Here is a 13677-nt window from a genome sequence, read left to right as displayed (position 1 = left end):
GTTTCGCTGCCCGACCGGCAAGGCAGCATGAACGGCCGAGGCGTGTAAAGGTGTCGCGAAATCCCGCGCGGATAGGACACGCCGCCCGTGCGCGGGTGGCGGCGTGATGCAATGGATCGGGCCGCAAGGCGTGCCCGCCCCGCGTCCCAAACCGTTCCACAGCTCGGTCGGCGTGGCCGCGGGGCGCTCAGGCCGTGAGTGCCAGCAGCGCGAAGCTCGCGAGCCAGTGCGTGCCCATGTAATCGTCGGCGAGGTGCGGCAGGCTCGCCGCCAGATGGCGCTCGGCGGCATCGTGCATCAGCGGCGTGAGCGGGTGATCTTCGCCGAGTGCGCCCGCCAGCCCGCGCCAGCACCATGCGCGACTGAGGTTCAAGCCATCCAGGTGCGCGATCTTGCCGTCGCTGCGGTCGGAGACGATCGCGGGCGTGAACAAGGTCGCGGGCTCGCCGCGCGCGAGGTCGGGCAGGAAGGCATCGAACCAGTCGCGGAACGCCGGCGCGCCCAGCACGCGGCTCATCAGCAACGCCTCGCCGAGCGCGGGCGACAGGAACTCGTCCCCGCCCGGCTCCCACGCCTGGCACGCGCGATCGTTCGCGAACCAGTCGCGCGCGCGCTGCTCGATCGACTGGCCGAGCGCCGGATCGTGCGCACGCGCCCAATCGTGCGCGAGCGTGAGGGCGAAGGCGGTGTTGAAATGCGTGCCGACGCGCAGCGGATAGGTCAGCTTGGGCAGGAAGGTTATGAACCGGTCGGCGAACGCGCGAGCGAGCGGCGCCAGCGCCTCACCCCAGGCGGCATCGTGTCGCACCGCCTCGCCGTGGAGCACGAGCAGCCACGCCCAACCGTACGGCCGCTCGAACCCCGCGCTGTACGGGCGATCGAGGAAGGCGAGCTCGCCCGCGACGTTGGCGGGGGTGAACATGGTGTCCGCGCGGGTACGGATCTCCGCCGCCGGCGCGATGTCGGGGTGGAGCCGCAGCAGGGTGAGCAGCTGCCACCAGCCGTGGACACAACTGTGCCAGTCAAAACTGCCGTAGAAGATCGGGTGGAGCACGCGCGGGGATAGCAGATCGGCGTCGCCGGTCAGCACCTGGTCGAGCTTGTGCGGATATTCCTGCCCCACATGGCCGAGCGTCAAATCGGCAAAGGTCGTGGCGCGCGCGGGATCGAGTTTCGTCATCGCAGCACCGCGTAGAGCAGCAGGATGTTGAACGCGAGCAGCGGCAGCGCGGTCGGCACCTGCGCGCGGATCACCCCGCTGCGGTCCTTGAGCTCCAGCAGCGCGGCGGGGACGAGATTGAAGTTCGCCGCCATCGGCGTCATCAACGTGCCGCAGAAGCCCGCGAGCATCCCGATCGCGGCGATCGGCGCAGCGTTGCCGACCCCGCCCCCGCCGGTACCATGCATTAGGATCGGCACGCCGATCGCGGCTGCCATCACCGGAAAGGCGGCGAAGGCATTGCCCATCACCATCGTGAACAGCGCCATGCCGATCGCGTAGGCAGCGACCGCGCCGAACAGGCTGTCAGCGGGAATGGCGAAGGCGGCAAGCCGGCCGACCACCTCGCCCACGCCCGATACCGCGAACACTGCGCCCAGACTCGCCAGCATCTGCGGCAGCACCGCGGCCCAGCCCACGTCGTCCATCAGCCGGCGTCCCTCGCGCAAAGGCGCGGCGAGGCCGGGACGCAGCCAGGCGAGGCAGGTGGCGACCGCGGCGAGCACGCCGATCGTCAGCGCGACCAACGTCGCCTGCTTCGGGTCGACGAGCGTCGGCAGCGCCTTGAACGCGATCGTGCCGGCGAGCGCGGCGGCGGGGATCATCAGCGCGGGCACGAACAACCCCGCCCCGCGCGGCGCCGGCGGATCGGCCGACACCTGCCCGCGGGTCATCCGCCCCGACGCCGCGACCGCGACGAGCGCCAGGACGAGCAGGCCGTTGCCGACATCGCCGAGCCGGTCGCCCAGCCAGAAGCTCGCCGCGATCAGCGCGTAAAAGGCGGCATTGGCGAGCCGGCGCGGTCGCTCGACCGCGGCGAGCAGCGCGAAACCGGCGAAGGCGGCACCAGCGACCGCGTAGACGAAACCGAGGCCGATCATCGCCGCGCCAGTCGCCGGTCGAGCAGCAGCAGCCGCGCGCCGTGGATCGCGAACGCGGCGATCGCGGTCGGGATCGCCCAGACCGAGAGCTGGAACGGATCCAGCTCGATGCCGTAACCCTGCAGCACGCCCTTCATCAGCAGGATCGATCCGATCGCGAGAAAGATGTCCTCGCCGAAGAACAGCCCGATATTATCGGTCGCTGCGGCCATCGCCTTTACACGCTGCGCTTCGCCCGCGCTGCCTGCCTGCGCCTCGGCGGCAGCCTCCGCCATTGGCGCGACGAGCGGGCGGACGGTCTGCGGATGTCCGGCGACCGAGGTCAGGCCGAGGGCTGCGAACACCTGCCGGAACAGCAGGTAGCCGACGAGCAGCCGCCCCGCGGTCACCCCGCGCATCCGCCCGATCAGCGCGCGGGCACGTGCCTGCAAACCGTAGCGCTCCAACACGCCGATGACGGGCAGCACGATGTAGATCGCCGACACGTAGCGGCTGTCGTTGAACGCCTTGCCGAAGGTCGCGAGAATACGGATGGGATCGAGCCCGGCGGCGAGCCCGGTCACCAGCGCGGAGACGACCACCACCAGCATCGGGTTGAAGCGCAGCAGGAACCCGAGTGCGATGACTGCGATGCCGGCGAGTACCAGCATCAGCGCGCGTCCTCGTTTCCGGGCGTGCCGTAGCCGCCGCCGCCCGGCGTCAGGATCACGAACACGTCGCCCGCGCGCATCTCGACCGCGGCGGTCGATCCGAGTTGCTCGACCGAACCGTCGATGCGCTCGACGCTGTTCGCGCCGGGCGCACCGTCCGCGCCGCCCGCGAGCCCGAACGGCGCGACGCGGCGGCGGTTGGAGAGGATCGCGGCGCGCATGCCTGACCGAAACCGGATGCGGCGTGTCGCGCCGTCGCCGCCGGGCTGCGCCCCCGCCCCGCCCGAGCCCGGCCGACGCGAAAACTCCTCCAGCAGCACGGGGAAGCGCACCTCCAGTACCTCGGGATCGGTCAGCCGGCTGTTAGTCATGTGGCTCTGCACCACAGCAGTACCGGGGAAGTCCGCACCCGCACCGGTGCCGCCGGCGATCGTCTCATAATATTGGCGGCGCGCGTCGCCGAAGGTGAAGTTGTTCATCGTCCCCTGCGACGCCGCTTGCGCACCCAGCGCGCCGAGCAAGGCGTCGGTGACGACCTGGCTCGTCTCGACATTGCCCGCGACCACCGCGGCGGGGTGCCGAGGGTTGAGCATCGAACCTTCGGGCACGAGGACACGTACCGAACGCAGGAAGCCGTCGTTCAGCGGAATCGGCGCGTCGATCAGCGTGCGCATGACGTAGAGCACCGCGGCGCGCACGACCGAGACGGGGGCGTTGAAGTTGCTCGGCAATTGCGCGGAGGTACCGGCGAAGTCGACGCAGGCGGTGCGGCCTTCGCGATCGACGCGGAACGACACGCGCACGGTCGCGCCATTGTCCATCTCGTACGCGAAATCGCCGTCCGGCAGGTGGGGCAGCATCGCGCGGACGGCATCGTCGGCATGGGCTTGCAGATGCTGCATGTACGCCGACACCGTCGCGAGACCATGGCTCTCCACCATCCGCGCGAGGCCATCGGCACCGCGCGCGCAGGCCGCCACCTGTGCGGCGAGATCGGCCAGATTCTGCTGGACGTTGCGCGACGGCCACGGCCCCGCGGAAAGCAGCGCGCGCAGCTCGTCGCTGCGCATCGCGCCGTCCTCGACCAGCAGGACGTTGTCGAGGATCACACCCTCCTGCTCGATGTTGGTGCTATCGGGTGGCATCGATCCGGGGCTGGTGCCGCCGACATCGGCGTGGTGCCCGCGCGCGGCGACGAAGAAGGCCGGCTCCGCCCCGCTTCCCTCATGCTCGCCGGCGAACACCGGCATGATGACGGTGATGTCGGGCAGATGCGTGCCGCCCTGATAGGGGGCGTTCAGCGCATAAACGTCGCCGGGCCGCATCCCGCGCCCGTCGGCCGCCGCCGATCGACGCGCGATCACGGTGCGGATGCTCTCGCCCATCGATCCCAGGTGCACCGGAATATGCGGCGCGTTGGCGACGAGGTTGCCGTAGGAATCAAAGATCGCGCAGGAGAAATCGAGCCGTTCGCGGATGTTGACCGACGAAGCGCTGCGCTGGAGCGCCGCGCCCATTTCCTCCGCCAGCCCCATGAACAGCCCGGCGAAGATCTCGAGCCGGAGCGGATCGACCGCCTCGCCCTCAGCGGCGACCGCGCGCGCGGCGTGGCGGGTGAGGATCAGGTTGCCGAGCGGGTCGACCTGTGCGGTCCAGCCGGGCTCGACCAATGTGGTCGACACCGCGTCGACGATCAGCGCGGGGCCGGCGATCTCGGCACCCGCGGCCAGCCCTGCGCGGTCGTACAGCGCGGCGTCGCGCGTCTCGCCGGCGAGGTGGACGGGCACCTGCGCGAGCGCGGGTGCGCTGTCGGCGGGGAGCGAAACGACCCGATCGGCGCGGGTGCCGCTGTCGGCGATCCCTTCGACGCGGACGAGTTCGGCGACCAGCGCACCCTCGCGCACGTAGCCGAACTGCCGGCGATGCTGCGCCTGGAAATCGGCCGCCATCGCCTCTGACGTGCCCAGCGCGACCTCGATCCCGTAGTCTGCCCGCGCGTGGCGCAGCTCGACGCGCGTCTCGGTGCGCAGCGCCGCGGGGTCGAGCCCCTGTGCGACCAGCGCGCCGCGCGCCTCGTCCTCCAACCGCGTGACCGCCGCGTCGAGCGCGGCGCGGTCGGCGAGCGGTGCGGACAGCGTCGCCTCGCGCAGCACGCGGCGGTCGGCCAATCCCATGCCATAGGCCGAGAGCACGCCGGCGAGCGGGTGGATCATCACGCGTTCCATGCCGAGCGCGTCGGCGACGAGGCAGGCGTGCTGCCCGCCCGCGCCACCGAAACAGGCGAGCACGTAGTCGGCGGGATCGTGTCCGCGCGCGACCGAGATCGCCTTGATCGCCTTGGCCATGTTGGCGACCGCGATCCCGACCAGCCCTTCCGCTGCCGCCTCGCGCGTCGGGCGCGTGCCGGTCGCGGCTTCGACCTGGTCGAGCAGTTCGTCGAGCCGAGCCCTCGATGCAGCGGGGTCGAGCGGCTGGTCGCCCGCGGGGCCGAACAGGCTGGGGAAGTGTGCGGGCTGGATCTTGCCGAGGATCAGGTTGCAATCGGTGACGGTCAGCGGTCCGCCGCGGCGATAGCAGGCCGGGCCCGGCACTGCGCCCGCAGATTCGGGGCCGACCACCAGCCGCCCGCCGACCAGCGCGCAGATCGACCCGCCACCCGCCGCGACCGTGTCGATGCGCATCGTCGGCGCAGCGACGCGGACACCGGCGATGACCGCGTCGTTGCGCCGCTCGTAACGACCGGCGTAGAGCGACACGTCGGTCGAGGTGCCGCCCATGTCGAACCCGATGACGTGGCTGAACCCAGCCGCTTCCGCGGTGCGCGCCATGCCGACGATGCCGCCCGCCGGGCCGGACAGCAGCGCGTCCTTGCCGCTGAACGCCGCGCCGTCGATCAGCCCGCCGCTCGACTGCATGAACAAGGGCGACTGCCCGCCGCCGAGCGCGCGGCCGAAGCCGTCGACGTAAGCGCCGAGCACCGGCGACAGATAGGCATCGACCACCGCCGTGTCGCCGCGCGCGACCAGCTTGATCAGCGGCGAGACCTGGTGGCTGACCGACACCTGCGTGAAGCCGATCGCGCGCGCGATCCGCTCAAGTGCCTGCTCGTGCGCGGGGTAGCGGTAGCCGTGGACCAGCACGATCGCGATCGCGCGCAGCCCGTCGTCGTACGCGGCCTGAAACGTGCGCGCCGCCGCGTCACCGACGAGCGGACGCACGACGCCGCCGTCGGCGTCGACGCGCTCGTCCACCTCGACCACCTGCGCGTAGAGCGGCTCGGCGCGGCGGATGTGGCGCGCGAAAATGTCGGGGCGATCCTGATAGCCGATCACCAGCGCGTCGCGGAAACCGCGCGTGATCGCGAGCAGGGTCGGCGCCCCCTTCCGTTCTAGCAGCGCGTTGGTGGCGACCGTCGTACCCAACCGGATGTCGGCGCGCGGCAGTTCGCCCCCACTTTGGCCCGCGCCCACGCCGGTCAGTTGCCGGATCGCGTGCACCGCCGCGTCATCGTAGCGGCCGGGGTCCTCCGACAGCAATTTGGCGGTGGTGAGCCGGCCGGCGGGATCGAGCGCGACCACGTCGGTGAAGGTGCCGCCGCGGTCGATCCAAAACTGCCACTCGCCCGGCATCGCATCCCCTTTGTTTCAGCTCCTGCCCTAGAGGTGCGGACGCGTCCAAGTCAAAGCGCGGCGTGCCGGGCCTCGCGATTCCCTACGCTGTTCGGGCATCGGATCGCCGCGAATATAGGTCACGCGGCGAGGCAGGTTTCCGGCCGGGTCGGCACGGTGTAAGGCACTGGAATGATCCGCGTTAACGAACTGAAGCTGCCGCTCCACCACGCCGACGAGGCGCTGCCCGCCGCGATCCTGAAGCGGTTGAAGATCACGCCGCGCGACCTGATCCGCTTCTCGGTCGCGCGCCGCGGCCATGACGCGCGCGACCGCAGCAACATCGCGCTCGTCTACACAGTCGACGTGACGGTGAAGAACGAGGGCACGGTGCTCGCCCGCCTGCGCCGCGACCGCGATGTCGGACTGACCCCGGACACCCGCTACAAGCCCGTCGCGACCGCGCCCGAGGGGGCGATGCGCCCGGTGGTGGTCGGCGCGGGGCCGTGCGGGTTGTTCGCCGCGCTGATCCTCGCCGAACAGGGCTTCCGCCCGATCGTGCTCGAACGCGGCAAGGTGGTGCGCGAGCGGACCAAGGATACCTGGGGGCTGTGGCGGCGCAGCGTGCTGAACCCTGAATCGAACGTTCAATATGGCGAGGGCGGCGCGGGCACCTTTTCCGACGGCAAGCTGTACAGCCGGATCAAGGACCCGCGACACCTGGCACGAAAGGTGCTGACCGAGTTTGTCCGCGCCGGAGCGCCCGAGGAGATCCTGACCGAGGCGCACCCGCACATCGGCACGTTTCGCCTGGTCACGATGGTGGAGAGCATGCGCGCCAAGATCGAGGAGCTGGGCGGCGAATATCGCTTCTCGACCCGCGTCGACGGGCTGCACATCGAGCGCGATGCGGACGGTGAACGTCGCGTACGCGGGCTGCACCTGGCGGACGGCAGCTACCTGGAGGCGAGCCACGTCGTGATGGCGATCGGCCACAGCGCGCGCGACACGTTCGAGATGCTTCACGCAGCCGGCGTCCATGCCGAGGCCAAGCCTTTCTCGATCGGGGTGCGGATCGAGCATCCGCAATCGTGGATCGACCGCGCGCGCTTCGGCCATGACGCGGGCAATCCGATCCTGGGCGCGGCGGAATATCACATCTCGCATCACTGCTCGAACGGGCGCACCGTTTACAGCTTCTGCATGTGTCCGGGCGGCACCGTCGTCGCCGCGACCTCGGAAGAAGGCCGCGTCGCGACCAACGGCATGAGCCAATATTCGCGCAACGAACGCAACGCCAATTCGGGCTTCGTCGTCGCGATCGACCCCGCACGCGACTTCCCCGGCGATCCGCTCGCGGGCATCGCGCTCCAGCGGCGGCTGGAGGAGCAGGCGTTCGTGGCGGGCGGCAGCAATTATCACGCGCCCGCGCAGCGGGTCGGCGACTTCCTCGCCGGGCGCGCCTCGACCGCGCTCGGCTCGGTGGTGCCGTCGTACAAGCCGGGCGTGACGCCGACCGACCTGGCGCAGTGCCTGCCCGATTTCGCGGTCGCGGCGATGCGCGAGGCGATCCCGGCGTTCGGTCGCCAGATCAAGGGCTACGACCATCCCGACGTGGTGATGACCGGAGTCGAGACGCGGACCTCGTCGCCCGTCCGCTTCGCGCGTGGCGAGGACATGCAGAGCCTCAACACCGCCGGGCTGTTCCCCGCGGGCGAGGGTGCGGGCTATGCCGGCGGGATCCTCTCCGCCGGGGTTGACGGGATCAAGGTCGCCGAGGCGGTCGCGCTCGATCTGGTGCGCGCCACGGCGTCCGCGGGTGCGCGACCATCCCCAGTGCGCGCCGCGGCGTGACGCTGATCGCGTTCAACAAGCCGTTTGGGGTGCTGAGCCAGTTCACCGACGCGAAATCGCCGACCAGCCGCGCGACGCTGTCCGACTATGTGCCCGTCCCCCGCGTCTACCCCGCCGGGCGGCTCGACCGCGACAGCGAGGGATTGCTGCTGCTGACCGATGACGGGCGCTTGCAGGCACGGATCGCCGATCCGGCGTTCAAGCTGCCCAAGACCTATCTGGTCCAGGTCGAGGGGGTGGCGGGCGACGCGGCGCTCGACGCGCTGCGCCGCGGCGTGACGCTGAACGACGGCCCGACGCGCCCGGCCGCGGTCGAGGCGATCGATCCGCCCGAGCTGTGGCCGCGCGATCCGCCGATCCGCTACCGCGCCAGCATACCCGACGCGTGGCTGCGGCTCACCATCCGCGAGGGCCGCAACCGCCAGGTGCGGCGGATGACCGCGGCAGTCGGGCTACCGACGCTCAGGCTGGTGCGGTGGCAGATCGGCGACTGGACGCTCGACGGCATCGCGCCGGGAACGTGGGCGCGGGTGTGAAGGTCTTCTTCGACGGCGGGCTGCGCCCGTTACCCGCCGGCATGGAGACGGCGGTGGTGATCGGTGGCCGAGCGTTCGTCGCGCGCGATCTGGGCGCGGGCACCAGCATGGAAGCCGAATGGCTGGCGCTGATCGACGCCGCGCGCCGCGTCGCCGCGCAGGGACTCGGCGCGGTCGTGCTGCTGGGCGACGCCGCGGCGGTGGTCGCGCAGGCGAACGGGCGCGTGCGGGTGCCGGCGGTTCACGCAGGTCATCTGGCGGCGTTTCTCGCGCTCAAGGCCGGTGCGGACGGCATGCGCGTGCGACATATCAAACGTTCTCAAAATCTTGCCGGCATCGCACTCGCCAGCGCCCACGCGCGTTAACCATCATCCTCGCGCGCCGCGCGTCCGAAAAGCGGAACACGCGCCCACGCGGGATGTTGACCTGCTCGGCAATCGGTACGACGACATGTCATTACGGCAGCGTTTCTCACGCGTGCCCCGACAGACACAGGTTCACGGCGGCGTGCCTACACGGGCGTCGCAGGCTCAAAGGGAGTAGATCATGGCACGTTCGGCAGAGAAGCGCGGCAAGGACGAGACCGCAGCCGCAGAAAAGAAGGTCAAGGCGACCGGCAAGCCCGCGAGCGGCGCGCGCGGCGGCATCACCGCCCCCGTCACCCCGTCGGCCGACCTGGCCGAGATCGTCGGCAAGGACGACCTGCCGCGCAGCGAAGTCGTCAGCAAGGTGTGGGAATATATCAAGAAGCACGACCTGCAGGACGCCAAGGACCGCCGCCAGATCAACGCGGACGACAAGCTGGAGAAGATCTTCGGCAAGAAGTCGGCCAGCATGTTCGAGATGAACAAGTTCCTGAGCGCGCACCTGACCGCCAAGAAGGCCTGATCGCCTCGCGCGTCCTCGGGCGCGCGTGATCCATGCGGCCGGTCGCCGGTCCCCCAGACGGGGATCGCGGCCGGCCGTTTCGTGTCGGGCGCATGCGGCGATACGCCGCGATCGTCGCGCACCGCGCCACCATCGGTTCGTTCAACCAGCGCTGATCTCGGTCCGCCCACGAGAAAGGTGTCGCGTACACGCCGGCGCGGGTAAATGACGCACTTGCACCATGCGATGGTGCAAAGCGACCAGAGCGCTCACGTCCAGTAGAGGATGCGCGCCGATGGCAGCGCGTCGGCGATTGCGCGCTCGAAGAAGCTGCGCAGCGCGCGCATCGTCGCGGCGTCGTACACCTGCTTCTCCGCGCCGAACTTGGTGCGCTTGGTGACGCGGTTGGTCGCGGTCATGTCGAGCGCGGAGCCGGGATACCAGCTGTCGAGCACCGCCTTCGATCCGGTGTTGAAGCGGTGGGTGATGAGTTCAACCGTGAGGTCGAGCGCGGGCAGATCGGCGAGCGCCGCCGCAGCGTTTTCGATCAGCGCGCCATAGGCTTCCTCCCAGCCCGGCGCCGCGATGATCGGCGCGATCGTCAGGCCGATCGGATAGCCGGCGAGCGCCATCTGCCGCAGCGCGGCGAGCCGGTCATGGACGCGCGCGGTTCCGCCCTCGAAGCGCGCGAAGGCGGGCGGATTGAGCGAGGCGCGCATCCGCGTGCGGCCTTGATGGTCGAGCCCGAGCAGCGGGGTCACGTCGGCGAACTTGGTGGTGAAGCGCAATTGCGCGTCGGCCTGCCAGCGTCCGAACCAGGCGATCGCCGCGGAGAGCGATCCGGTGAGCGGTTCGAGCGCGAGCGGATCGGTGTAGCACGATGCCTCGAACGTCGTGCCTTCATGCGCGCGCGCGTTCGAGCGCGAAGTGATCGTGCCCTGCCCGAGATAGTCGGGGAGGACGCCCAGTATCTCTTCGAGATTGGCGTAGACGCGGGTGATCGGCGGCCCCTTGAGCGACCCGGCGAGGTAGCAATAGCTGCAATGCGCCGGGCACCCTTCGGCGAGGTCGACGCGCCAATCCGCACTCGGCGCGATTGGTTGCAGCCGGCGCTTCGACGGCGGTGCGACCGTCACCGCGAGCGTGTTCTTCGCCTCGGCATAGGCGCGACGCGGATCGTCGGACAGCGCGAGATTGAGCCGGTCGCCGGCGAGTTCGACCACGTCGATCCCCTGCGCCGCCGCGCGCGCGGCGATGGCGCGGCCGTGCGCGAAGCCGAGCGCCGAGCGCGTGACCAGCACGCGGCGCGGCCGCCACGCCCGTATCGTCCGCTCGCCCAGGGGTGCCGCTGTCGCCATGATCCGGTGAACGAGCGGCGCGGCGCGTGGCTCCGCCCAACGCGTGACGCGGGATCGAACCACCCGCTCCACGGTTGACCCGGCACCACCCCGAGCAGGACACCGGCATGAGCGAGGAAATGGACGACCAGGCATTCCACGAGGAATCGGAAGTACCGATCAGCGGCGGGCTTTATTACCTCGGCTTTCTGCTGGTCGCGACGCTGACCATGTTGCTGATCGCGGGCGGCGTGATCGGCTGACCACGCGCGCCTACGGCGACACGACTGGACCGGGTCAGCGCCAGCCGAGTGCCGGCGCGACGTGGGTCAGGATGTTCTCGATCACGTGCGCGTTATAGTCGACGCCGAGCTGGTTGGGCACGGTGAGGAGCAACGTGTCCGCCTCCGCTATACCCTCGTCACCGCGTAGCTGCTCGATCAGCCGCTCGGGCTCGGCGGCGTAGGAGCGGCCGAACACCGCGCGCATGTTGTCGATCACGCCGATCTGGTCGCCGCCCTCGCCGTCGCGGTCGAAATAGGCGCGGTCGCGGTCGTCGGTAATCGCGAAGATCGAGCGCGAGACGGACACGCGTGGGCGGCGCTGATGCCCTGCCTTCTCCCACGCCTCGCGGTAGAGGCGGATCTGTTTCGCCTGCTGGATGTGGAACGGCTCGCCGCTTTCATCGGCCTTGAGCGTCGAGCTCTGCAGGTTCATGCCCATCTGCGCCGCCCAGACCCCGGTGGCGTTCGCGCCCGACCCCCACCAGATCCGCTCGCGCAAGCCCGGCGCATGCGGCTCGAGCCGAAGCAGCCCCGGCGGGTTGGGGAACATCGGGCGCGGGTTGGGTTGCGCGAACCCCTCGCCTTTCAGCAGTTCTAGGAACACCTCGGCGTGGCGGCGGCCCATGTCGGCGTCGCTCTGCCCCTCGGGCGGCGCGTAGCCGAAATAGCGCCAGCCATCGATCACCTGCTCGGGCGAGCCGCGGCTCAGCCCCAGTTGCAGCCGGCCGCCGCCGATCAGATCGGCCGAGCCCGCGTCCTCCGCCATGTAGAACGGATTTTCGTAGCGCATGTCGATCACGCCGGTGCCGATCTCGATCCGGCGGGTGCGCGCGCCGACCGCGGCGAGCAGCGGGAACGGCGATGCGAGCTGCTGCGCGAAATGGTGGACGCGGAAATAGGCGCCGTCCGCACCCAGCTCTTCTGCCGCGACCGCGAGGTCGATCGATTGCAGCAGCACGTCGCTGGCCGAGCGGGTGGCGGAGTGCGCCGAGTTCGACCAATGGCCGAACGACAGGAAACCGATGCTTTTCATGCGCATCAAGCTGGCGTCCGGGCGACGGCCGCACAAGCCGCAGCGCGGAACAGCATCGTTTCGGCAGCGGCACCACGCGCGCGCCCTGCACCCAATCGAGCATCCGACCCGAGCATCCGACCAAAGTGTAAGCCTGCGCGGTTGCCGCCCCGCCCGCCATGCTGAACATGCGCGGCGTGGTCAGCCAACGCACTTTCCTGATGACCTCGCTGCAACGCGTGGCGGATGGCGGCGATATCTTCGCGGCCGAATTGTGCGAAGGCGTGCCCGATCCTGCCGCACTCGACAGCGACGAGCGCGAGGCGCTGACCGAGTTGAAGCTGTGGATCGAGGACCGCGACATTCACCTTCGCGAAACCAATTACACGCGGTTCAAGCGCTAGTGGATGCGCGATCGCCTGGCGGTGTTGCGCGATCCGCGCGCGGGCGACGCGCTGCGCTGACACGCGCGCATGAGCGATCGGTCACGCCCGCGTCAGCGCGGCGTCACCCCGGCGGCGACATGCACGACCCGCGATGGATGCTGCCCTGACCGACCATGCGCGGCAACGCCGGCGCCAACTCGACGAGCGGATCTGCCGGCTGATCTGCCCGATCGCCTCGGCGATGGTCGGCGTCTGCCTGACCGGGATCGGCCTGCTCCACGTGTCGGTCGTGATCGGGCGGCGTGCGGGCGTCGCCGACGATCTGCTCGCGATCGATTCGCTGCTGTTCCTGGTCGCGACGCTCGCGTCCTATTTCTCGCTGCGCAGCCTCGACCATCGCCGGCTCCACGCGATGGAGCGCGTGGCGGACGCGACCTTCATCGCCGCGATGCTGCTGCTGACCGCGGCCTGTTTCGTCATCACCTACGCGCTGGGACTATAGGACACGCGCTGTCAGTCAGCGCAGGTGACGCCTGACCCTGATCAGGCTGGGTTCGTCGGCGACGGGCTCGGTCGCGAAGCCCATCTGCCGTTGCAGCATCAGCGATTCGCGGTTCTCGCGGTCCTCGATCGAGACCAGCGTGGCATAGCCGGCGTTCCCGGCATAGCCGACCAGATAGTCGAGCAGCGTCCAGCCGACGCCGCGACCTTTGGACGCCGCGCGGATCATGATCGCGACCTCGCATTCCTGCCCCGCCGCGTCGCCGCGCAGCGTGGCGGAGGCGATCACCTCGCGCCGTTCGTCGAAGGCGAGGAAGCTGGTCACGCGCGCGCCCGGATCGGACATCAGTTGCGCGAACCGCTGCTCGCTGGTGTCGCGCTCGCCGGTGAGGAAGCGGAAGCGCAGATCCTCCGCCGACACCTGCCGGAACAGCTCCTCGAGCGTCGGCGTGTCGTGGCGCGTGACAGGGCGCAGGAAGAAGCGGAAACCGGTTCGTGTCACCAGCGTCTCGGTGTCATCCCAGTCCATCGTCGCTCTCCTG

The 13677-nt window shown here is 70.0% G+C and carries 14 protein-coding genes; 7 read left to right on the top strand and 7 right to left on the bottom strand.

The annotated features are described in order from the left end of the window. Nucleotides 1-187 precede the first annotated feature (187 nt). From Q0579_RS18125 to Q0579_RS18110, 4 genes are read right to left on the bottom strand one after another with little or no spacing between them, the layout of a single operon-like run. On the bottom strand, nt 188-1180 hold the full coding sequence (locus tag Q0579_RS18125; RefSeq protein WP_298815312.1) for a DUF2891 domain-containing protein: 993 nt from the start codon (nt 1178-1180) through the stop codon (nt 188-190). Beyond that, nucleotides 1177-2100 (bottom strand): DUF979 family protein, encoded by a 924-nt coding sequence (locus Q0579_RS18120; RefSeq protein ID WP_298815310.1) that lies wholly within the window; start codon nt 2098-2100, stop codon nt 1177-1179. The genes Q0579_RS18125 and Q0579_RS18120 overlap by 4 nt, the downstream gene beginning before the upstream one ends. After that, the gene (locus Q0579_RS18115; RefSeq protein ID WP_298815309.1) at nt 2097-2750 is read right to left on the bottom strand and encodes a DUF969 domain-containing protein; all 654 of its coding nucleotides are present in this window, start codon (nt 2748-2750) and stop codon (nt 2097-2099) included. The genes Q0579_RS18120 and Q0579_RS18115 overlap by 4 nt, the downstream gene beginning before the upstream one ends. After that, a complete protein-coding gene (locus tag Q0579_RS18110) occupies nt 2750-6379 on the bottom strand; it encodes a hydantoinase B/oxoprolinase family protein (protein WP_298815307.1) in 3630 nt (1209 codons plus the stop codon). The genes Q0579_RS18115 and Q0579_RS18110 overlap by 1 nt, the downstream gene beginning before the upstream one ends. A gap of 171 nt (nt 6380-6550) precedes the next feature. Here Q0579_RS18110 and Q0579_RS18105 point away from each other — a divergent pair, with 171 nt between their 5' ends. The 4 genes from Q0579_RS18105 to Q0579_RS18090 all read left to right on the top strand — a co-directional run bounded on the left by Q0579_RS18105 (nt 6551) and on the right by Q0579_RS18090 (nt 9636). Further along, nucleotides 6551-8212, top strand: coding sequence for an NAD(P)/FAD-dependent oxidoreductase (locus Q0579_RS18105; RefSeq protein ID WP_298815305.1), 1662 nt, complete (start codon nt 6551-6553; stop codon nt 8210-8212). Beyond that, on the top strand, nt 8209-8748 hold the full coding sequence (locus Q0579_RS18100) for a pseudouridine synthase (RefSeq protein ID WP_298815303.1): 540 nt from the start codon (nt 8209-8211) through the stop codon (nt 8746-8748). The genes Q0579_RS18105 and Q0579_RS18100 overlap by 4 nt, the downstream gene beginning before the upstream one ends. Then, the gene (locus Q0579_RS18095; protein ID WP_298815301.1) at nt 8745-9113 is read left to right on the top strand and encodes a reverse transcriptase-like protein; all 369 of its coding nucleotides are present in this window, start codon (nt 8745-8747) and stop codon (nt 9111-9113) included. Before Q0579_RS18100 ends, Q0579_RS18095 begins: the two co-directional genes overlap by 4 nt. 181 nt (nt 9114-9294) lie before the next feature. Further along, nucleotides 9295-9636: an SWIB/MDM2 domain-containing protein gene (locus Q0579_RS18090; protein ID WP_365344620.1), complete on the top strand. Its 342-nt coding sequence runs from the start codon at nt 9295-9297 to the stop codon at nt 9634-9636. Nucleotides 9637-9884: 248 nt separating this feature from the next. Here Q0579_RS18090 and Q0579_RS18085 read toward each other — a convergent pair whose 3' ends face one another. Beyond that, a complete protein-coding gene (locus Q0579_RS18085; RefSeq protein WP_298815298.1) occupies nt 9885-11036 on the bottom strand; it encodes a spore photoproduct lyase family protein in 1152 nt (383 codons plus the stop codon). Between the two features lie 44 nt (nt 11037-11080). Here Q0579_RS18085 and Q0579_RS18080 point away from each other — a divergent pair, with 44 nt between their 5' ends. Then, entirely contained in the window at nt 11081-11215 is a 135-nt protein-coding gene (locus Q0579_RS18080; RefSeq protein ID WP_298815295.1) for a hypothetical protein, read from the top strand. A gap of 34 nt (nt 11216-11249) precedes the next feature. Here Q0579_RS18080 and Q0579_RS18075 read toward each other — a convergent pair whose 3' ends face one another. Further along, complete coding sequence (locus Q0579_RS18075; protein WP_298815292.1) at nt 11250-12269, bottom strand: LLM class flavin-dependent oxidoreductase; 1020 nt, start codon at nt 12267-12269, stop codon at nt 11250-11252. Nucleotides 12270-12469: 200 nt separating this feature from the next. Here Q0579_RS18075 and Q0579_RS18070 point away from each other — a divergent pair, with 200 nt between their 5' ends. Both Q0579_RS18070 and Q0579_RS18065 read left to right on the top strand, forming a co-directional pair. Then, nucleotides 12470-12652 (top strand): hypothetical protein, encoded by a 183-nt coding sequence (locus Q0579_RS18070; RefSeq protein ID WP_298815290.1) that lies wholly within the window; start codon nt 12470-12472, stop codon nt 12650-12652. Nucleotides 12653-12785: 133 nt separating this feature from the next. After that, nucleotides 12786-13136 (top strand): hypothetical protein, encoded by a 351-nt coding sequence (locus Q0579_RS18065; RefSeq protein ID WP_298815287.1) that lies wholly within the window; start codon nt 12786-12788, stop codon nt 13134-13136. A 15-nt stretch (nt 13137-13151) separates the two neighbouring features. On the opposite strand, the gene Q0579_RS18060 is transcribed toward Q0579_RS18065, so the two are convergent. Further along, complete coding sequence (locus Q0579_RS18060) at nt 13152-13664, bottom strand: GNAT family N-acetyltransferase (RefSeq protein WP_298815283.1); 513 nt, start codon at nt 13662-13664, stop codon at nt 13152-13154. Between the last annotated feature and the right edge of the window lie 13 nt (nt 13665-13677).

Source organism: uncultured Sphingomonas sp. (assembly GCF_936927845.1).
Lineage (GTDB): Bacteria > Pseudomonadota > Alphaproteobacteria > Sphingomonadales > Sphingomonadaceae > Sphingomonas.
The sequence above is the reverse complement of the archived record's forward strand: the minus strand, read 5'-3'. Positions and strand labels throughout refer to the sequence as shown.